Here is a 21,156-nt window from a genome sequence, read left to right as displayed (position 1 = left end):
AGGGTTAATCATCATAATGATTAACAAAGGTATATATTCTGAGGATTATAATGAAAAAGCTGATAGTTGGGCTAACAGGTGCCAGTGGTGCAATTTACGGTATACGTTTATTAGAAATACTAAAATCTGTGCCGTCAGTTGAAACACATTTAGTGATTAGCCAAGCTGCACGCCGTACGATTTCATTAGAAACTGATTATTCGCTAAAAGATATTCATGCTTTAGCAGATGTGATTTATGACGATCGCGATATTGGCGCATCTATCTCTTCAGGATCGTTTCGTGTTAATGGAATGGTCATATTACCATGCTCAATCAAAAGCCTGTCAGGTATTGTTCATAGCTATACAGATACTTTAGTCACTCGTGCTGCAGATGTGGTATTAAAAGAAGGGCGTAAGTTAGTGTTATGTGTGCGTGAAACGCCACTGCATTTAGGTCATTTGCGATTAATGACACAAGCTTCAGAGTTAGGCGCAGTGATTATGCCACCAGTACCTGCATTCTATTTTCAGCCTAAAACAATTGATGATATTGTTAATCAAACAGTAAATCGTGTACTTGATCAGTTTGAGATTGATTTACCTGATGATTTATTTCAAAGGTGGGAGGGCGATAAGCCAAGTCGCTAAGTATATTCCTCATTCTTCAAGTTGCAGCGTTACTCGTCATACTTCAAGTTGTAGCGTTGTTGACCGCGTTTACTCGCGCTAGTCACATACTATTGTATGTGACTAGCGACTCATTCACTTGTCGCCTAGCTACATCTTGAATTATTTAGAGTATCCTATTGGTAGAATGCCTATTTCGAATTAAAAGAGATCATTTTCCTGTGGTAATAATATCTTTTAATGCCTCTTCTAGTTGTGGATAACGGAACTCAAAGCCGGCATTGAGTAATTTTTCAGGAATGGCTTGTTGCCCACCCAATACTAATGCCGCGCTTTCACCCATTATCAAACGTAATAGGCTTTCGGGAACAGTCATTAAGGCTGGGCGATTAAAGGTCTTTCCTAAAAGGCGAGTGAACTCTTTATTTTGTACAGGGTTAGGGGCTGTTAAGTTAAAAGCACCTTTAGCGTTTTGGGTCTTAAGCAAGAAAACAATCGCACTGACCATATCATCAATATGTATCCACGGCATATACTGTTTTCCGCTTCCCAATTTGCCGCCTAAACCTAACTTAAAAGGTTTGCTCATTTTAGGCAGTGCGCCACCGAGAGTTGAAAGTACAATCCCTGTACGTAACAAGCAAACTCGAGTTAATGGTGTTTGTGCTTCAAGCGCGATACGCTCCCATTTTGCACAAAGCTCATGTGTAAATTCAGGATTTGCTGGCGTCTCTTCTGTAACTCGTGTATCACGTTGATCACCATAGAAGCCTACTGCGGAGCCAGAAATAAAAACAGCAGGGGGAGAATCGCTAGCTTTAATCAAATCAACCAATTTCTGGGTTAAATGACAACGGCTATTAATCAGTTTTTGCTTTTGAGAAGGTGTCCAACGATTATCTGCAATAGGTTCTCCAGCAAGATTAATAACGGCATCAAACTCATTAAGATTTTGTTTATCGTTGAGTTGAGTCCAGCAGGTGATTTCATTACAAAAATGCGAATAAACTTTTTGAGGCGAACGAGAAAGCACCGTAATATCATTATTGGCGAGTGCAAGCTCACAAACTAATGCTTTGCCAATTAATCCTGTACCACCTGTGATAAGTATTTTCATCACAATCCTCCTGATCTGCTTGCTTGATAAAGAATAAATATCATCCAGATATATGAATTACCTATATTAGCCAAAGAGTTTTTTCGTTGCTGGGCGCAGGCTTATGTTGTTTAGCCATTTATCAATTGCGGGATAATTTGCCAAATCAATATTGTGGTGAGCGTGTAATCTAGCCCATGTATATGTGGCGATATCCGCAATGCTGTACTCTTTGCCTCCAAGGTAAGGTGAGTGCGCTAACCTTTTCTCTAATACGCTATATAAACGCAGTGTTTCTTCAGTATAACGTTTAATCGCATAAGGAACTTTTTCTGTGGCATAACGGGTGAAGTGATGATTTTGTCCCAACATTGGACCAAATCCACCGACTTGCCAAAACAGCCATTGTAGTTGTGTTGTTTTTTCCCGTAAATTTTGACTGAGCAATTTGCCACTTTTTTCAGCTAGATAGATAAGAATAGCACCTGATTCAAAAATAGTGATAGGTTCACCGCCATCAATAGGTGAGTTATCTACAATTGCAGGAATTTTATTATTGGGTGAAATGGCTAAAAATTCAGGTTTAAATTGATCACCTTTACTAATATCTATGTGATGTAACTGATAAGGTATGCCAGTTTCTTCGAGAAAAAGCGTTATTTTTTGGCCGTTTGGGGTATCTGCATAATATAAGTCAATCATTAAAGGCTCCAAAATAAAGTAGGCACTAAATACACAATATAATCACAGTCTGCCTTCTAACATCATAAAAAGCAAAAAAGCGCAAGATGGATAAAACAAGTTACGTATGATTATTGTAGTGGTGAAAAATAGTGATTTTGGTATATTCAGGATAAAAATTACGATCGTTTAGTATCGGTTAAAAAAGGTTTGTTGAGGATGGAACAAGAAAAGACGGCATTGGTTGAATGGGTTGATATTGTTGATGATAAAAATGAAGTCGTTGCACAAGCAACACGTCAACAAATGCGAGCTGAAAATCTAAGACATAGAGCAACTTATATCGTTGTTCATGATGGAATGGGGAAAATCTTGGCGCAGCGTCGCACTGAAATAAAAGATTTTTATCCCGGTTGGTTAGATGCTACTGCGGGCGGGGTGGTTCAACAAGGTGAAAATTTACTTGAAAGTGCGCGTCGTGAAGCAGAAGAAGAGTTAGGTATTGCGGGCGTCCCTTTTGCGGAGCATGGTCAATTTTATTATGATGATGACAGTTGTCGTGTATGGGGAAGCTTGTTTAGCTGTGTTTCTCATGGACCTTTCGCACTGCAAGCAGAAGAAATTGAGGAAGTGTGTTGGCTAACTCCCTCTGAAATTACTGAGCGTTGTGATGAATTCACGCCTGATTCATTAAAAGCCCTCTCTCTTTGGTTAACGCGTAACAACAGTACACGCCTAGAAAGTAGAGAAACCGTAGATTAAGGGGTGCTTTGCCCCAACTCAAATTGATAAGCATAGTTGATAACGGTATCTTCGAATATAGCGTTATCATCTTCGTCTCTTAAACGCTGTAAAAGTGCAATCAGATGTTTTCCTGCCTCTTTTCCCATTTTATGATAATCAAAACGAATTGATGTAAGAGAAGGGGATATCTGATCACTATTTTCAGAGCCTTCTAAACAAGCGATAGCCAGATCTTGTGGGATCTTAATTAATCGACGTTGACACTCAAAAATCATACCTAGTGCAATACTCTCATGGCTACAAATAACCGCATCTAGTTCGGGTTGGCGTAATAAAATCTCTGTTAATGCCTGCCGACCGTATGCCATAGATGCGGGATCAGGCGTAGTGACACTTTGCTCAGCATTTAAATAATTTTTGAGTAATGCACGAGACCAACCTGTTATTTGCTGGTGGTGTAGGCGTTGCCCTTGTAACGCACCAATATAGCCAATACAACGCTTTCCTTGGGTGACTAAATGGTTTGTTAAATCATATGCAGCTTGCTCATAAGAACAATCAATACTAATAGCTGCTTGTTCATCGGATTGACTGGCAACACTGACAACAGGCACATTGGCATTACTGATATGTAAAAAATGCGTTGGGCTAAGTTGTGAACCAAAGATGACTAATGCAGCAGGATTACTTTGTAATAGCATATTAATCACATCACTGGCTTTATGAGGTTGATGCTCATAGCAACCCACCAAAATTTGATACTGATGGCGATTGAGGATTTGTTGTAAAGACTGCATAAAATCTGCACTGGCTCTATCTGTAAAAGAGGGCAACAGTACCGCAATAATATGGCTTTGTGCTGAAGCTAAAGCACCTGCCGAGGCATTAGGAATATAGCCAAGTTCCTCTACGGCTTGATTAACTTTTTCTCGTAATTTATCAGAAACTAATTCAGGGGTTCGCAATGCACGAGAAACGGTCATTGATCCGACTCCTGCATGTTTAGCGACATCTTGTAATGTGACGCGACCTGTATTTCGGCGCTTACGTGTTTTGATCATGTGTGATTATGCTTGCTTAGCCTATTTTATTAACCGCAGATCCTACCTGAAATCTTCTTATTATGCTGAAACAATACAGTGTCAATTGTTGGCATTTTCTGCAATTAACATTTCATTAAAATGATAGCGCTATCACAATTACGAATGATCTATCTAGATAGCGCTACCATTAATGATTACTATCCTTAATAACGAAGCTCAAAGAGAGTCTTATTGAGGTTACAAGTATGCTTAAAACGTTATTAACACCAGATGTGGTACAAGTGGTTCCAAACGTTAGCGATTGGCGAGAAGCCGTTAAAGTGGCGTGTCAGCCATTAATTGATAAAGGTTGTATTGAACCTCGTTATATCGACGCTATTTACAAATCACACGAGAAAATAGGGCCATATTATGTATTAGGTCCTGGAATTGCGATGCCTCATGCGCGTCCCGAAGATGGTGTTAATCAACTTTCACTTGCTTTAACTATTGTTGAGCAAGGTGTTGAGTTTGGTGCAGATGAAAACGATCCGGTGAAATTATTGATTGTTTTGGCTGCAACAGATAACGATAGCCATATTAATGCCATTGTAAAATTAGCTGAACTTTTTGATAACGATACAGATATTCAAAAGCTATTTAATGCAAAAAGCAAAGCGGATGTATTAGCCGTTATCAACAACTATTAAAGACAATTTAAATTACCAAGGGGAATATCATGAAAATTACTGTTGTGTGTGGAAATGGTTTAGGTAGTAGCTTAATGATGGAAATGAGCATCAAAAGTATCCTAAAAGATCTTTCTGTGAATGCAGAAGTCGATCATGTTGATCTGGGATCAGCAAAAGGTACTCCAAGTGATATCTATGTTGGTACTCGTGATATTGCAGAGCAACTCAATTCACAAGCGGTAAATGGAAAGGTTGTTTCACTGGATAACATGATTGATAAAGTGGCGATGAAAGAGAAGCTTTCGGTCGCATTACGTGAATTAGGCGCGTTATAAGGAGCCTATCATGGACTTTTTCCGCTTTCTAATGAGTGATGTGCTTTCAGAGCCTGCTATTTTAGTCGGTTTGATCGCATTGATTGGTTTAATTGCCCAAAAAAAACCAGTTACAGAATGTATTAAAGGCACCGTAAAAACCATTATGGGTTTTGTGATTTTAGGTGCTGGTGCAGGTCTTGTTATTAACTCACTGGGTGATTTCTCAACGATTTTCCAACATGCATTCGGTATTCAAGGCGTTGTGCCTAATAATGAGGCGATTGTCTCTATTGCACAAAAAAGCTTTGGTAAAGAGATGGCATTAATTATGTTTTTTGCCATGTTGATCAATATCTTAATTGCACGCTTAACGCCATGGAAATTTATTTTCTTAACTGGTCACCATACATTATTTATGTCGATGATGGTGGCGGTTATTTTGGCAACAGCAGGCTTAGAAGGCACAGTATTAGTTGCGGTAGGTTCGTTAGTTGTTGGGATTTCAATGGTGTTTTTCCCTGCCATTGCCCATCCTTATATGAAAAAAATTACTGGTTCTGATGATGTTGCATTAGGGCACTTCTCCACGATTTCTTATGTCGTTGCTGGCTTTATTGGCAGTAAATTTGGTAATAAAGAACATTCAACAGAAGAGATGAATGTACCTAAAAGTTTACTATTTTTACGTGATACGCCTGTTGCCATCGCCTTTACGATGGGAATTATTTTTATCATTACCTGTTTATTCGCGGGCGATGCTTTTGTTCGTGAAGTCAGTGGTGGTAAAAACTGGTTTATGTTCTCATTGATGCAATCTATAACCTTTGCAGCTGGTGTTTATATTATTCTGCAAGGTGTGCGTATGGTTATTGCTGAAATCGTTCCTGCATTTAAAGGTATTTCAGATAAATTAGTGCCTAATGCCAAACCCGCTTTAGATTGCCCAGTTGTATTCCCTTATGCACCCAATGCGGTATTAGTGGGCTTTTTAAGTAGCTTTGCCGCAGGTGTTATTGGCATGTTTATTCTGTATGCCTTAGATTGGACTGTGATCATTCCGGGTGTTGTTCCTCACTTCTTTGTGGGGGCAACCGCAGGGGTGTTTGGTAATGCAACGGGTGGACGCCGTGGTGCGATTTTAGGCGCATTCGTTCAAGGTTTATTAATTACCTTCTTACCTGTATTCCTATTACCAGTACTGGGCGATATCGGTATTGCTAATACCACATTTAGTGATGCAGACTTTGGTGTTATCGGTATATTGTTAGGTATTATTGTTCGCTGATTGTTTTAAAAATTAAGATACATAAACGCCCCATTGAAACTAATTCATTGGGGCGTTTTTTTACAAAAATTTTTATATGAATTTATATGTTTATTTTGTGAATAATAATGCTATTATCCTGATTGAATATTCACTGTGTGTATATTTTCGTACCTAATTAATTATAAAAATAGGTTTACATCACAATCACTAAGGAAAAAAGAAGATGTCTTTTGGTATTCGATATCTTGCGTTGTTACCACTTTTTGTTATCACTGCTTGCCAACAACCGGTTAATCACAATCCATCTGCGGTTCAAACAGCTCAGGTTCAACCTGCCATTGTGAATAACTCATGGATTGAAATTTCACGTAGTGCGCTTGACTTTAATGTGAAGAAAGTACAATCACTTTTAGGTGATAAATCCTCTCTTTGCGCCATTTTAAAAGGTGATGCGTATGGTCATGATTTATCATTAGTTGCACCTATTATGATTGAAAATAATGTGCAATGTATTGGTGTAACGAATAACCAAGAGCTAAAAGAAGTTCGTGATCTAGGATTCCAAGGCCGTTTAATGCGTGTACGTAATGCCACCGAGCAAGAAATGGCTCAGGCAACAAGCTATAACGTGGAAGAATTGATTGGTAACTTAGATATGGCTAAAAAATTAGATGCCATTGCTAAACAACAAAATAAAGTGATCCCTATTCATCTTGCCTTAAATTCAGGTGGAATGTCTCGTAATGGATTAGAAGTTAGTAACGCAGTAGGGCTTGAAGAGGCGAAGCAAATTGCTCAATTAACTAACCTTAAAGTGGTTGGCATTATGTCTCATTATCCTGAAGAAGATGCTGATAAAGTAAAAGAAGATCTTGCTCGTTTTAAACAGCAATCACAAAAAGTATTGGATGTTACAGGGTTAAATCGTAAAGACATTACTCTGCATATGGCAAATACGTTTGCCACAATTACCGTGCCTGGATCATGGTTAGATATGGTGCGTGTAGGCGGAATTTTCTATGGCGATACCATCGCAAGTACAGATTACAAACGTGTTATGACGTTTAAATCGACCATTGCTTCAATTAATTATTATCCTAAAGGTAATACTGTTGGTTATGATCGAACTTACACACTAAAACGTGACTCGGTATTAGCTAATATTCCTGTTGGTTATGCAGATGGCTATCGTCGAGTTTTTAGTAATGCTGGACATGCCTTAATCGGTGGTCAACGTGTGCCTGTTTTAGGTAAAACGTCAATGAATACGGTGATTGTTGATATTACAGATCTTAAAAATATCAAATCAGGGGATGAAGTCGTATTCTTTGGTAAGCAAGGCAATAGCGAAATTACGGCAGAAGAAGTTGAAGATATTAGTGGTGCACTGTTTACAGAAATGTCGATTTTATGGGGTGCAACCAATCAACGGATATTAGTGGATTAAAGTAGGGTGCTTGGTAACCACAAAACACAACAACCTGTTTGAGAAATTGTGGGGGAGAGTTCCCCCACAAAGCTATTTATCGCAAGATAAAGTCGCTTGAACTACTGTATGACCACTACGAATATTGAAAGAGCATAATCTTTCATGTTTAAGTAATGATAAACACAGTGCTGTCATACAGACAGCAATCAGCCCCATCAGGGCAAATTTAGCCATTTCTCTTGACACTCCTTTATAAAGGAGACAGAATCAAGTTGTGTGGTTTGAGACTGCCTCGGATTTTAGTAAAGTAAAATTCGGGGCTTTCGTCTTTTTGGCGCTCGCAAATGCTTGAACCAAAATGATCCAAGCACCCACCTGCATACTAACAGAAATTCACCTCATTCCTATCTTTTTTCGCATAAAAATAATATAAATAAACAAGTAAAATCAATATGTTAATTGTTTTTGTATCTGGTGTTTATATGCGGAATGTCTCTTGACACTCCTTTATAAAGGAGACAGAATCAAGTTGTCTGCTTTGAGACTGCCTCGAATTTTAGTCAAATAAGAAATCTGTAGAATAAAAAACGCCAGATGAAATCAATCATCTGGCGTTGCTTTACTTGAAGTAAACTTCAGTAATTATGCGTTTTCTTGTTGGCTTGCTTGGATTGCAGTCAACGCAACGGTGTAGACGATATCGTCCACTAATGCACCACGAGAAAGGTCATTTACTGGTTTACGCATACCTTGTAACATTGGTCCGATTGAAACCAAGTCAGCTGAACGTTGTACCGCTTTATAAGTGGTGTTACCTGTGTTCAGATCAGGGAAGATAAACACAGTCGCTTTACCTGCAACTGGTGAATTTGGTGCTTTAGATTTAGCAACGTCAGCCATAACAGCCGCGTCGTATTGTAAAGGACCATCAATCATCAGATCAGGGCGTTTTTCTTGTGCTAAACGAGTCGCTTCACGGACTTTTTCTACGTCACTACCTGCACCAGAGTTACCCGTAGAGTAAGAGATCATCGCAACGCGAGGGTCGATACCGAATGCAATTGCAGAATCTGCAGATTGAATTGCGATTTCAGCCAGTTGTTCTGCTGTTGGATCTGGGTTAATTGCACAGTCACCATAAACATAAACTTGCTCAGGTAACAGCATAAAGAACACAGAAGACACTAATGAGCTACCTGGAGCAGTTTTGATTAACTGTAGTGGTGGGCGAATAGTGTTTGCGGTTGTATGAACAGCACCAGAAACTAGGCCATCTACTTCGCTTTTTTCCAGCATTAATGTGCCGAGAACAACGTTATCTTCTAACTGTTCGCGAGCAACAACCTCTGTCATACCTTTGTTTTTACGCAGTTCAACTAGGCGAGGCACATAGATTTCACGGACTTCTTTAGGATTGACTAACTCAATACCTGTACCTAATTCAACACCTTGAGCAGTTGCTACGCGACGAATTTCTTCTGGGTCACCTAACAGCACGCAAGTTGCGATACCACGTTCAGCACAAATTGCTGCTGCTTTAACAGTACGTGGCTCATCACCTTCTGGTAAAACGATACGTTTTTTCGCTTTACGCGCTAATTCTGTTAATTGATAACGGAATGCTGGTGGTGATAAACGGTTAGGGCGTTCAGAGTTAGCTGTCAGTGAATCAATCCATTGTGTATTGATATGTTGAGCAACATAGTTCTGAATTTTTTCAATACGTTCATGGTCATCAGCAGGAACTTCTAAGCTAAAGCTTTGCAGATTTAAAGAAGTCTGCCAAGTGTTCGCATTAACCATAAAGATTGGTAAGCCAGTTTCGAATGCACGTTCACAAAGTTGTTTGATTGGTGCATCGATTTGGTAACCACCTGTCAGTAAGATCGCACCAATTTCAACACCATTCATTGCTGCAAGGCATGCTGAAACTAATACATCAGGGCGATCCGCTGATGTCACTAAAAGTGAACCAGGACGGAAATGCTCTAACATGTGTGGAATACTACGGGCGCAGAAAGTGACAGATTTAATACGACGGGTTTCAATATCGCCTTTATTGACGATAGTCGCATTTAAGTGTTTTGCCATATCTGTTGCACGAGTAGCGATTAAATCGAAGTTCCATGGAATACAACCCAGTAAAGGCAGTGGGCTATTTTTTTCGATGGTTTTTAAATCGACATTAGAGATAATCGCTTTACTTGAATCATCAAAGATTTCAGATAAGTCAGGGCGAGTACGGCCTTGATCATCAACTGGCGCATTTAGTTTGTTAACAATAACGCCTGTGATATTTTGGTTTTTTACACCGCCGAATTCAGCACGCGCAAATTCGATACGCTCTTTTAGCTGTTCAACAGTGTTGTTACCTAATGCAGTAACGAAAACAATTTCAGCGCCTAATGTTTTTGCAATTTCATAGTTTAATGATTGTGCAAAAGGGTGCTTACGCATAGGTACCAGACCTTCGATGAGAATAACTTCTGCATCAGCGGTATTTTCATGGTATCTAGCAACAATTTCTTCCATCAAAACATCTTTTTGGTTTGAGCTGAGTAGAGACTCAACATAATCCATGTTTAAAGGTTCTGATGATTGAATAGTGGAGTGAGAGCGGATAATCGCAGTTGTCTGGTCTAAAGCACCTTTTACACGAGGTTGTGCAATTGGTTTGAACACGCTAAGGCTAACGCCTTTTTGTTCCATAGAACGGATAACACCCAAGCTGACGCTGGTTAAACCTACGCGTGTATCAGTTGGGACTAACATAATTGTACGGGACACGGAAACCTCTTTAAATATCGGTTGCTCGTTATGTAAAACAGTACTGCCAGCATTACACTGGCAGTACATCAAAGAACTTAAGCGGTCAGGCGACTTGCGTCCTGAGCGATAACTAACTCTTCGTTAGTTGGGATAACAACAGCAAGACGGCTGTTATCGGTAGTGATAGTGCCTGATTTACCGAAACGTGCATCTAAGTTACGTTGATGATCAACTTCAAAACCTAACAGAGCCAGTTTTTTCAGAGATAATTCACGTACCATTGCTGCATTTTCACCGATACCACCAGTGAAGATAATAGCGTCTAAACGACCTTCCATCAGTGCGCAGTAAGAACCGATGTATTTCGCTAAGCGATGGCAGTAAACGTCCATTGCACGTTTAGCGTCTGCTTTAGTGTCGTAGTTATCTTCAACATAACGGCAGTCACTAGTGACTTCGGTTAAACCTAACAGACCTGATTCTTTAGTCAGCAGTTTGTTGATGTCTTCAACGCTCATACCTAAAGTGTCGTGTAAATGGAACACGATAGCAGGATCGATATCACCACTACGAGTACCCATTACTAAACCTTCTAATGGAGTCAGACCCATAGAAGTATCAACACATTTACCGTTAACGACAGCAGAAACAGAACCACCATTACCTAAGTGGCAAGTGATTACGTTCAGTTCATCAACAGGTTTGTTTAACATTTTAGCGGCTTCACGAGAAACGTAGAAATGGCTAGTTCCGTGAGCACCATAACGACGGATGCTGTGATCTTTATATAAGCTGTATGGCAGAGCATACAAATAAGCTTCTTCTGGCATTGTTTGATGGAAAGCCGTGTCAAAAACAGCAACCATTTTTTCAATTAAGTGAGGGAATGCTTTACGCGCTTCTTCAATACCAATAAGGTGAGCTGGGTTATGCAATGGTGCAAATGGGATAGCTGCTTCAATACCTTTGATAACTTCGTCAGTGATCACGACAGATTTAGTGAATTTCTCGCCACCATGAACAATACGGTGACCAATAGACGCGATTTGTGCAGAAAGTTCTGGTTTTTGAGCCAGAATAGTATTTACGATAAAGTTTAATGCTTCGCTATGAGCAGCACCTGCGCCTAACGCAGCTTCGTGTTTCTGGCCATCCATTTTCCACTTCAGGCGGGCTTCAGGAAGGTTGAAGCATTCAGCCAAACCTGACAGGAATTCTTCACCATTTTCTGGGTTGATAATTGCAAATTTAAGAGAAGAACTACCGCAGTTCAGTACCAGCACCAGCTTACTTGACATGGAATTACCTATTTATCTTGTTGTCGTAGTGTCTTTTATATTATAAAGACGGTGGTTAATAAAACGTCAATCATAAAAGCCTATCGCATTCCTATGATGACATTAATGACGCGCATCATGCTTAAAGTAAAAAACTTGATGCTAATTATAGTTGCCAATCATTAATTGGACGATTTTTATTCACCCATTAACTTTTCGCGTTAAAATCGTCGAAAAGGGTTGAAAATCACGCCGGCAAACAAAATATAGCGCTTTATTGCCACAAACCTTTAGAATGGGCACAGGATACAGAGTAAAGGCAACAAAGACAAAATATACTTAATTCTACTAAAAGATTTTTATTCTTTATAGATATTTTTTAAAAGTTACAGAAGAAATTGATTGAGGTCATTATGAGCGAACCGACAGTGACTCCCCCCGGCTTTTTTAAGAAGCTTCGTTTGGGTAACGAGTATTTAAAAACCTGGCCGGTTGAAAAGCAGTTAGCGCCTGTTTTCCCTGAAAATCGTATTGTCAAAGCAACTCGCTTTGGTATTCGTTATATGCCACCTATCGCCATTTTTACAATGACATGGCAAATCGCATTGGGTGGTAATTTGGGGCCAGCAATTACAACCGCGCTCTTTGCTTGTAGCTTGCCAATGCAAGGATTATGGTGGTTAGGTAAGCGTGCAGCAACGCCACTTCCTGCAACATTATTACGCTGGTTTTATGAAATTCGGGAGAAATTTGAAGAAGCAGGTATCGCTTTAGCGCCTGTTGAACAAACACCGACTTACCTTTCTTTAGCCCATTTATTAAAACGTGCTTTTAAGCAACTGGATCGTTCTTTTCTTGATGATGTGTAGAACATTTGTTCTACCTTCTTCGTTTGTCATGATTGTCATCTGAATTACCCCGTTGAGATCAAAAAACGCGTAGTTAGCACTACTCAATACTTTTGATTAATGACATGATCCTTCCAATAATTTCTTTGGAGAATTAATGATGGAAATGACACACGCACAACGCTTGATCCTCTCTAATCAGTATAAAATGATGACTATGATGGATCCTGATAACGCTGAACGTTATCGTCGCTATCAGACAATTATTGAACGCGGTTATGGATTACAATTACGTGAACTTGACCGTGATTTCGATGAAATGTCAGAAGAGACTTGCCGTACCATTATTAACGTCATGGAAATGTACCATGCACTGCAAGTTTCTCGTGATAACTTAAAAGAACAAGAAATGCCAGATGCTCGCCGTGTCGCATTTATAGGCTTTGATGCAGCGACAGAATCTCGCTATCTTAGCTATGTGCGTTTTATGGTGAATACAGAAGGGCGTTATACACATTTTGATAGTGGCAGTCATGGTTTTAACTCTCAAACACCAATGTGGGAAAAATACCAAAGAATGCTTGCTGTTTGGTTAGCATGCCCTCGCCAGTATCACCTTAGCACCGTTGAAATCCAACAAATACTTAATGCGTAATCGCAGTACATAATAGTTAACGCATCACTGTAAGGTAAAGGTAGGCATAAAATATGGCAATCACATGTAAAGGTTTTCTGTTTGATTTAGATGGAACATTAGTTGATTCATTACCCGTTGTTGAACATTGTTGGGCGCTATTTGGTGAGCGTGTCGGTGTATCAACACAAGAGATTAACGACTACATCCACGGAAAGCCTGCCATTGAGTCGATTCGCCATTTTATGCCTAATGCAACCGAACAAGAGATAACAGAAACGTTTCGTTGGTTAGAAAAATTAGAGTCAACACAAACAGAAGGTTTAGCGCCGCTTCCGGGTGCTATTGAGTTGATTAATCACCTTAATGACTTAAATATTCCTTGGGCGATTGTCACATCAGGTACGGTTCCTATTGCCTCGACGCGTCAATCTGTTACGGGCATTCCTGAACCTAAGCATTGGGTTACCGCGGAATGTATTAGCAAAGGTAAACCGGATCCAGAGCCTTATCTTTTAGGTGCCAAAAAATTGGGTTTATTACCACAAGATTGTGTGGTTTTTGAAGATGCAGCAGCGGGTATTTACTCTGGTTTAGATGCGGGATGCCAAGTCGTTGCCGTTCATGCTCCTCTTTCCCTTCCTCGTCGTAATGAGATTCATTTAATTATTGATTCTTTAAATGATATTCAAATCGAGAAGCAAGCTGAAAAAGTGATAATTACGCACAAAAGATAGTCTTTTCTTTGATCATATTAGAAGACTTATTGTTGTAAAAATGGTCTACTTATCAATGTAGTGAATTGATGTCTTAAACTGTTTTCACTTATTGCTGATCGAGGCCATTTTGAATAGCGAATTATTATGGGTTTTAAGCCTGCTATTGATAGCTATTGTCCTTTTTACGACCAACAAAATCCGCATGGATGTGGTCGCTTTACTTGTCATCATCGCATTCGTTCTTAGCGGTACTCTCTCATTAAATGAAGCCACGGTAGGGTTTAGCGATCCTAACGTATTACTGATTGCTGCCCTTTTTGTTATTGGCGAAGGGTTAGTGAGAACCGGTGTGGCTTATCAAATGGGTGACTGGCTAGTTCGTGTCGCGGGTAGCAGTGAAGTTAAAATGCTTGTGCTATTAATGATATGCGTTGCAAGTTTAGGTGCTTTCATGAGTTCGACAGGCGTTGTCGCTATCTTTATTCCTGTTGTATTGAGTGTTGCTGCTCGAATGAAAACATCGCCGGGTCGTTTAATGATGCCGTTAGGTTTTGCGGGGCTGATTAGTGGATTAATGACCTTAGTGGCAACACCACCTAATATGGTTGTTAATAGTGAATTAGTCAGAGAAGGCTTACCGAGTTTTCAGTTTTTCTCCATTACGCCTATAGGTATTGCTGTATTATTTGCAGGTATCCTTTATATGCTGGTGGTACGTCGGTGGCTAGGAAATAACGATAATGGTAAACAAAAAGAAGCTTATCGTCGTACTTTCCGTGATCTTATTCGTGATTATCAGTTAGCGGGGCGCGCTCGTCGTTTAGCCATTCGTAAAGGTTCTCCGCTAGTTGGTCATTCACTTGATGAATTACACTTACGTTCTCGTTATGGTGCAAACGTTGTCGGTATTGAACGCTGGAGGCGGTTTCGGCGTGTTATGGTTAGTGCAACCGGTGGCACTGAATTAAGAGAGCGTGATGTTTTATTAGTTGATATGTCAGCCAGTGATGTCGATTTACGTGAGTTTTGCCGTGAACAGCTATTAGAGCCAATGGTATTGCGAGGTGAATATTTTTCTGAACAATCTCGTGATGTAGGGCTTGCTGAAGTATCCATGAATCCTGATTCCGAATTATTAGGCAAATCATTAAGAGAAATTAAATTTCGTACCCGTTATGGACTAAACGTGGTTGCTATTCGTCGTGAAGGAAGCGCCTTGCCGGGTAAAATTGTCGATGAGCCATTACGTCTTGGTGATGTGTTATTGGTGATTGGTGATTGGAAATTAATCCGTATTCTTTCGACGAAACCACGTAATTTTATTGTGCTAAATTTAGCCGCAGAAATTGAAACTGTTGCCCCTGCTTCATCCCAAGCTCCTCATGCATTGTTTTCGTTAGCATTAATGGTGGCGTTAATGGTGACAAATGAAGTACCTAACTTTATTGCGGCACTTATTGCCTGTTTATTAATGGGTAAATTCCGTTGTATTGATATGGAAAGTGCTTATCGCTCTATTCATTGGCCAAGTATTATTTTAATTGTCGGTATGATGCCTTTTGCAGCCGCATTACAAAAAACAGGCGGTATAGAGCTTATTGTTAATGGTTTAATGGATGTTGCGGGTAGTGCTGGTCCTCAAGTGATGTTGGTGTGTTTATTTATACTTTGTGCATCAATTGGGTTATTTATTTCCAATACGGCAACGGCGGTATTAATGGCACCAATTGCTATAGCTGCGGCTAACCAAATGAATGTTTCTCCACTACCATTTGCAATGGTGATAGGTGTTGCAGCATCCGCAGCATTTATGACGCCAGTTTCATCGCCTGTTAATACGCTGATCCTGGAGCCGGGTGGCTATAAGTTTGCCGACTTTATGAAGATTGGTGTGCCATTTACGGTTATTGTGATGTTGATTAGTGTCTTCCTGATCCCGCTATTATTCCCATTCTAAATATTAATACTTTTGTTTTGCTGAAACGCTGTTTGTTAATTAATAAACAGCGTTTTTTATTTATTGGGCGATGTTTTTTATTTGATGTATGCGACATATCTATGGGTGTGTGTTTTTTGAAAATTACTTTCAATTAAAAGTGTATTCTTTATCTATACATTTATTTATAGATAAAGAGATAATTATGGCTATTACATTTCAAGTCGTTAACAATAGTGGAAACGTTGTTGGTATAGGTTCTAATGAAAAAAGTAAATCAATTTTTTCAAAATTAGCATCTAGTATTAGTAGTATTAAAAATAGTATTACTAATCTTTTTAAAACTAAAGAAACTAAAAGTGAAGACATTTATAATGTCGATCTAGAAATGATAAAAAATGAAAAAAAAGATATTGATGAAAGATTAAAAGAGAGAGAAGAGTTAAGAAATTTAAGTAATAGAAAAAGACGTAAGGTATTAACTAAAACTATTAAAGATAGCCAAGAAATTATTAATCAAAAATCAGACGTAAATAATAATAGTAGCATTCGAGAAGATACCAGTTATTTTTTGAAAGATGAACCTATTTATAATATTGATGAATTACTGAAATTGAAGAGTAATATGGATACAGGTGAAAGAAATAGTAATTCAATAACCTTTGCCTCTTTTCAAAAAATCGCAAGCATTAATAATTCATATTAAACTTTTATAATAAATAACAGAGTGGGTTATTTAAATAACCCACTTATTTTTTATTCACTAATCTCATCAAGCGATAAACTAAATCCTGGTACAAACACCTTTATAAAATAGTCCATTTCTGGGCTATGTCTTTCTGCTAGTGTCTTTTCTAACCGATTTTTAGCCAGATTAAATTCGCTATTGCCTGCGGCTAACTCTTCAAGACATTTTAAATAAGCGCACAGACTATCTGCTTGCTTAACAATAAAGGTTTCTTCTTCACTATGTAATTGTTCATCGATCAGCGGACGAAAATCATCTTGTAACTCTTCAGGTAGCATTTCAATTAATTTTTGCTGTGCATATTTTTCTATTTTTTTATATTCATGGGCAATCTGCGGATTGTGATATTTAATGGGGGTTGGCATATCACCGGTGATCACTTCGCTGGCATCATGATACATCGCTTGTAATGCAATTCGTTCGGCATTGACATTGCCATCAAATTTACGATTTTTAATCACCGCTAAGGCATGGGCAACAAAAGCCACTTGTAAACTGTGTTCAGACACATTTTCTTGGCGAATGTTACGCATTAAAGGCCAACGAGTAATGAGTTTTAAGCGAGAAAGGTGGGCAAAAAAGTAACTCATAATATCTCCCAATTGCGTGATTGAAGTGATTATTGTGAGTGGATAATTAACAGATGTAAACGTCAATAAAAAAGAAAATAAAAAACGCAATATAACTGATTGTTATACTGCGTTTTATTTTGATTTGATAAGTCTTATTGGTGATAACCCACGATAAAACGACCAAATTTTTGAATTGCCATATCTAAATCATCTTCACGAGGAAGGGTAACGATACGGAAATGGTCTGGGTATGGCCAGTTAAAGGCAGTACCTTGTACTAATAGCACTTTTTCTTGCAGTAATAAATCAAGGATCATTTTCTGATCGTCTTTAATACTGTAGCGATTTAAGTCAATTTTAGGGAACATATAAAGTGCGCCCATTGGCTTAACGCAAGAAACACCTGGAATTTGATTGATCAGTTCCCAAGCTCGATTACGTTGCTCGTATAAACGACCACCCGGTAGGATAAATTCACTAATACTTTGATAGCCACCTAATGCTGTTTGAATGGCATGTTGCATCGGAACGTTAGCGCATAAACGCATTGACGCTAACATATTCAAGCCTTCAATATAGCTTTTAGCATGTTTTTTAGGGCCGTTTAGTACCATCCAACCTTGACGAAAACCAGCAACACGATAGGTTTTTGATAAACCATTAAAAGTGACGGTTAATAAATCCGGTGCCATTGCAGCAATAGAGTGATGCTCTGCATCATCATAGAGAATTTTATCGTAGATCTCATCTGCAAAGATAATCAGGTCATGCTGACGAGCTATTTCAACGATTTCCATCAGAATATCTTTGCTATATACCGCGCCCGTTGGATTGTTTGGGTTGATAATAACAATGCCGCGGGTGTTTTTTGTAATTTTACTGCGGATATCATCTAAATCAGGGAACCAACCTTGTTGCTCATCACACATATAGTGAACGGCATTTCCTCCCGAAAGAGAAACTGCGGCAGTCCATAAAGGATAATCAGGCGCAGGTACTAGCATTTCATCGCCATTATTCAATAAGGCTTGCATTGCTTGTACGATTAACTCGGAAACACCGTTACCAATATAAATGTCTTCAACCGTGATATCTCGCATATCACGGGCTTGATAATGCTGCATGATAGCTTTACGCGCAGAAAACAGACCTTTGGAGTCACTATAACCCTGAGAGCTTGGTAGATTGCGGATCACATCCACTAAAATTTCATCAGGTGCTTCAAAGCCAAAAGGTGCCGGGTTACCAATATTGAGTTTTAAAACTTTGTTACCTTCTTCTTCCAGACGTTTTGCTTCTTGCAAAACCGGACCTCTAATGTCGTAACAGACATGTTCGAGTTTGTTTGATTTTTTAATCTGATTCATAGCGCGTTTACCTAATAGGGTCTGACTCGTATCTTTATTGTGATTATGGCGACTTAGCGATATTTATCACCGATTGCTATTCATATAGAAAGATACAAATGAAAAGGCTGTCCCAGCAAATAACTGTTCTATCACTCTACTCTTACGTTACAAACTTTTGAAGATGCTAGGTAATTTTTGGTGTAAAAGGTCAGTTTATTCTTAGAATGTTATTTTGATGACTGATTATATTACTTATGGTGGTATTATGTTTCAGTTTCAATAAATAATCTGGACTATTGTTCTATTGAAAAGGTGCTTTTTAGTGTGGTGATTAGAAATAAGTTGGTGTGATAGAGAGGTAGATGAAATGTTGCATAATCAATTATTGAATAATTTTATCGGATTTGTATTATCTGACTTAATATATTAAATTTTCAAATAATATGGTTAAATCTACTTTATTCTATAGCAATCAACTAGTTTAAGTATAAATTAAATTTAAATCTTAAATTTAATTTATAGGGGAAGATACTTAAACTTGAATGCATAGTTAAGATAATTTGAATTATTTTCAAAATGTTAAAATTTATGAATGAGAAAGCAATATAGTATGATCTAAGTCTAACTTGTGATGACAGTATACAGTTCTTTCTTGTGAATGCTTGAAATGATAATAAAATTTAATTTGTTACAAAAAGATGCAATTCCTTTCTATCTAGGAGGTGTAAACGATAAGAAACAAATGTAAAGTATTCGGTATGTCTTTGCTCTCCTTTTCAGAGTAGAGTACTGTCTGAATCGGAAGTCTTTTTTAGACTTTTGATAAAAAACACCAGGTATATGTAATTTAAAAATCAAAAATAAGTGAAGAATAAACAATGATTAATGCAAATCGTCCGATAATGAATCTCGACCTCGATCTGCTTAGAACGTTTGTAGCTGTAGCAGATTTGAACACTTTTGCAGCAGCCGCTGCTGCTGTATGTCGAACCCAATCTGCTGTGAGTCAGCAGATGCAACGTTTAGAGCAATTGGTTGGTAGAGAGCTTTTTGCCCGCCATGGTCGTAATAAACTTTTAACAGAGCATGGTCTACAACTGTTAGGTTATGCTCGTCAAATTCTGCGTGCTAATGATGATGCAACGGCATCATTAACGTATAGCGATGCAGAAGGGGAGCTACGTATTGGTGCTTCTGATGACTCTGTTGATACTTTATTACCGTTTTTATTAAATCGTATCGCATCAGTGTATCCACGTTTAGCTGTTGATGTTCGCATTAAGCGTTCTCAATATATTGAAACAATGCTAGATAATCATGAAATTGATTTAGCATTAACAACAGCACGTATTGGTCATCACCCACGTACAGCATTACGTACTGCACCAGTGCTATGGCATTGTGCGCCAGATTTCCAATTACAAATGAATGAACCTATTCCTTTAGTTGTAATGGATGAAACGAACCCCTTCCGTCAATTAGCGACAAACACGTTAGATGACGCTGGAATTCAATGGCGTATTGCTTATGAAGCCGCTTCTTTATCTGCTGTTCGTGCCGCAGTTAATGCAGAAGTGGGTATTACTGCGCGCCCACTTGAAATGCAAAATGCCGATTTACGTATTTTAGGCGAAAGCGAAGGGTTACCTCGTTTACCTGAAACACAATACTGGCTGTATCGTAATACTGATGAACAAAATGAAGCGGTGTTAACGGTATTCAATGCGATTGAAAACAAGAAAACACCTTATACCGTCACTGCATCTGAAGATATTAGCTCTACTGAACTTGAATAATCACATTAATTATTGTGTGGATTTTTTAGCGTTAAAACACAAAAATTAAAGATTAAAAAAACGTCAAATAAAGCTAGATAGTGATGAATAATGATAAACGGGAATAGATGCAATGAAGCGCATTTGTTCCCGTTTTTTTATTACCATCTTTTGAAATAGTAACACTATGTTAATAATTATGCTGTTTTATGTATTTATCATTGTGACATTTCATTCCATCACTCTCTTAACTGCTTGTTAAAAAAATGTTTACCTTCCCCCTTGGTTAATCACTTGTAGGATTTGTTAACAAATAAAAAGATTGTCTAGGTTTTAAGAGAATAAAAAAGTAAATCTAAGCGGATATTTGACCTCCTCCACAATATTAGAAAGTTAATTTGTTAAAATTTGGATAAATTTTAAACTGATTAAGTATTTTTTCGACTATTTTGTGAGTTTGATCAAGAAAATAAGGCACATTTGCCTGTGTTGAATCAGGTTTTTCCTGAGATACTGGTGTAGTAAAATCGAATTATCGGTTAGACTAAGCGTGTTAGCATAAAGTTTGTCGGTTAACTGACACGTTTTAGCATTAGCCAGTAATTGAGTGTTAAAAATGAGTGTTAAATTTGTTAAATCGCGATGGAAAACTGAGTGATTTGTCGCAAAG

At 38.4% G+C, this 21,156-nt stretch carries 20 protein-coding genes; 12 read left to right on the top strand and 8 right to left on the bottom strand.

Annotation, left to right across the window (positions count from 1 at the left end; genetic code table 11):
- The first annotated feature begins 50 nt into the window (after positions 1–50).
- Positions 51–632 carry a UbiX family flavin prenyltransferase gene (locus QQS39_RS12590; RefSeq protein ID WP_196569520.1) on the top strand — a complete coding sequence of 194 codons (582 nt, stop codon included), beginning with the start codon at positions 51–53 and terminating at the stop codon, positions 630–632.
- A 190-nt stretch (positions 633–822) separates the two neighbouring features.
- On the opposite strand, the gene QQS39_RS12585 is transcribed toward QQS39_RS12590, so the two are convergent.
- Both QQS39_RS12585 and QQS39_RS12580 read right to left on the bottom strand, forming a co-directional pair.
- Positions 823–1,728, bottom strand: coding sequence for a TIGR01777 family oxidoreductase (locus tag QQS39_RS12585; RefSeq protein WP_151435584.1), 906 nt, complete (start codon positions 1,726–1,728; stop codon positions 823–825).
- A gap of 66 nt (positions 1,729–1,794) precedes the next feature.
- Complete coding sequence (locus QQS39_RS12580; protein WP_285804647.1) at positions 1,795–2,409, bottom strand: glutathione S-transferase N-terminal domain-containing protein; 615 nt, start codon at positions 2,407–2,409, stop codon at positions 1,795–1,797.
- 198 nt (positions 2,410–2,607) lie between these two features.
- Here QQS39_RS12580 and yfcD point away from each other — a divergent pair, with 198 nt between their 5' ends.
- Positions 2,608–3,150 carry an NUDIX hydrolase YfcD gene (gene yfcD / locus QQS39_RS12575; RefSeq protein WP_151435582.1) on the top strand — a complete coding sequence of 181 codons (543 nt, stop codon included), beginning with the start codon at positions 2,608–2,610 and terminating at the stop codon, positions 3,148–3,150.
- Here yfcD and QQS39_RS12570 read toward each other — a convergent pair.
- Positions 3,147–4,193, bottom strand: coding sequence for a LacI family DNA-binding transcriptional regulator (locus QQS39_RS12570; RefSeq protein WP_151435581.1), 1,047 nt, complete (start codon positions 4,191–4,193; stop codon positions 3,147–3,149). The two genes, yfcD and QQS39_RS12570, sit on opposite strands and share 4 nt — an antisense overlap.
- Positions 4,194–4,420: 227 nt before the next feature.
- Here QQS39_RS12570 and QQS39_RS12565 point away from each other — a divergent pair, with 227 nt between their 5' ends.
- The 4 genes from QQS39_RS12565 (at position 4,421) to alr (ending at position 7,877) form a co-directional block, all read left to right on the top strand.
- Entirely contained in the window at positions 4,421–4,864 is a 444-nt protein-coding gene (locus QQS39_RS12565) for a PTS sugar transporter subunit IIA (RefSeq protein WP_098942351.1), read from the top strand.
- A 29-nt stretch (positions 4,865–4,893) separates the two neighbouring features.
- Entirely contained in the window at positions 4,894–5,181 is a 288-nt protein-coding gene (locus QQS39_RS12560; protein WP_069367973.1) for a PTS sugar transporter subunit IIB, read from the top strand.
- Positions 5,182–5,191: 10 nt separating this feature from the next.
- Entirely contained in the window at positions 5,192–6,448 is a 1,257-nt protein-coding gene (ulaA, locus tag QQS39_RS12555; protein ID WP_099073795.1) for a PTS ascorbate transporter subunit IIC, read from the top strand.
- A gap of 205 nt (positions 6,449–6,653) precedes the next feature.
- The gene (alr, locus tag QQS39_RS12550; RefSeq protein ID WP_285804646.1) at positions 6,654–7,877 is read left to right on the top strand and encodes an alanine racemase; all 1,224 of its coding nucleotides are present in this window, start codon (positions 6,654–6,656) and stop codon (positions 7,875–7,877) included.
- A 72-nt stretch (positions 7,878–7,949) separates the two neighbouring features.
- Here the strand turns inward: alr and QQS39_RS12545 are convergent, their stop codons facing one another.
- The 3 genes from QQS39_RS12545 to ackA all read right to left on the bottom strand — a co-directional run bounded on the left by QQS39_RS12545 (position 7,950) and on the right by ackA (position 11,926).
- A complete protein-coding gene (locus QQS39_RS12545) occupies positions 7,950–8,093 on the bottom strand; it encodes a Hok/Gef family protein (RefSeq protein ID WP_099073797.1) in 144 nt (47 codons plus the stop codon).
- A gap of 408 nt (positions 8,094–8,501) precedes the next feature.
- Positions 8,502–10,646 carry a phosphate acetyltransferase gene (pta, locus tag QQS39_RS12540; RefSeq protein WP_151435579.1) on the bottom strand — a complete coding sequence of 715 codons (2,145 nt, stop codon included), beginning with the start codon at positions 10,644–10,646 and terminating at the stop codon, positions 8,502–8,504.
- A 77-nt stretch (positions 10,647–10,723) separates the two neighbouring features.
- Positions 10,724–11,926 carry an acetate kinase gene (gene ackA, locus QQS39_RS12535; protein WP_023581716.1) on the bottom strand — a complete coding sequence of 401 codons (1,203 nt, stop codon included), beginning with the start codon at positions 11,924–11,926 and terminating at the stop codon, positions 10,724–10,726.
- Positions 11,927–12,318: 392 nt separating this feature from the next.
- Between ackA and yfbV the strand changes: the two genes are divergently transcribed.
- The 5 genes from yfbV to QQS39_RS12510 all read left to right on the top strand — a co-directional run bounded on the left by yfbV (position 12,319) and on the right by QQS39_RS12510 (position 16,748).
- Positions 12,319–12,774 carry a terminus macrodomain insulation protein YfbV gene (gene yfbV, locus QQS39_RS12530; protein ID WP_069367978.1) on the top strand — a complete coding sequence of 152 codons (456 nt, stop codon included), beginning with the start codon at positions 12,319–12,321 and terminating at the stop codon, positions 12,772–12,774.
- Between the two features lie 139 nt (positions 12,775–12,913).
- Positions 12,914–13,408, top strand: a complete 495-nt coding sequence (locus tag QQS39_RS12525; RefSeq protein ID WP_151436756.1) for a YfbU family protein — start codon at positions 12,914–12,916, stop codon at positions 13,406–13,408.
- A 53-nt stretch (positions 13,409–13,461) separates the two neighbouring features.
- On the top strand, positions 13,462–14,124 hold the full coding sequence (locus QQS39_RS12520) for a sugar phosphatase (protein WP_285804645.1): 663 nt from the start codon (positions 13,462–13,464) through the stop codon (positions 14,122–14,124).
- A gap of 109 nt (positions 14,125–14,233) precedes the next feature.
- Entirely contained in the window at positions 14,234–16,063 is a 1,830-nt protein-coding gene (locus tag QQS39_RS12515) for an SLC13 family permease (RefSeq protein WP_151435577.1), read from the top strand.
- A 184-nt stretch (positions 16,064–16,247) separates the two neighbouring features.
- Positions 16,248–16,748, top strand: coding sequence for a hypothetical protein (locus tag QQS39_RS12510; protein ID WP_285804644.1), 501 nt, complete (start codon positions 16,248–16,250; stop codon positions 16,746–16,748).
- A gap of 50 nt (positions 16,749–16,798) precedes the next feature.
- Here QQS39_RS12510 and yfbR read toward each other — a convergent pair whose 3' ends face one another.
- Together yfbR and QQS39_RS12500 are read right to left on the bottom strand one after the other, a co-directional pair.
- Positions 16,799–17,380 carry a 5'-deoxynucleotidase gene (yfbR, locus tag QQS39_RS12505; RefSeq protein WP_099073803.1) on the bottom strand — a complete coding sequence of 194 codons (582 nt, stop codon included), beginning with the start codon at positions 17,378–17,380 and terminating at the stop codon, positions 16,799–16,801.
- Between the two features lie 134 nt (positions 17,381–17,514).
- Positions 17,515–18,729: a pyridoxal phosphate-dependent aminotransferase gene (locus tag QQS39_RS12500; RefSeq protein WP_151435574.1), complete on the bottom strand. Its 1,215-nt coding sequence runs from the start codon at positions 18,727–18,729 to the stop codon at positions 17,515–17,517.
- Between the two features lie 860 nt (positions 18,730–19,589).
- On the opposite strand from QQS39_RS12500, the gene hexA reads away from it, so the two are divergent.
- Complete coding sequence (gene hexA / locus QQS39_RS12495; protein ID WP_151435573.1) at positions 19,590–20,507, top strand: transcriptional regulator HexA; 918 nt, start codon at positions 19,590–19,592, stop codon at positions 20,505–20,507.
- Positions 20,508–21,156 lie beyond the last annotated feature (649 nt).

The sequence above is a fragment of the Proteus appendicitidis genome (assembly GCF_030271835.1).
Classification (GTDB): domain Bacteria; phylum Pseudomonadota; class Gammaproteobacteria; order Enterobacterales; family Enterobacteriaceae; genus Proteus; species Proteus appendicitidis.
Note: the sequence above shows the minus strand (reverse complement) of the source record. Positions and strands in the feature narration are given on the sequence as shown.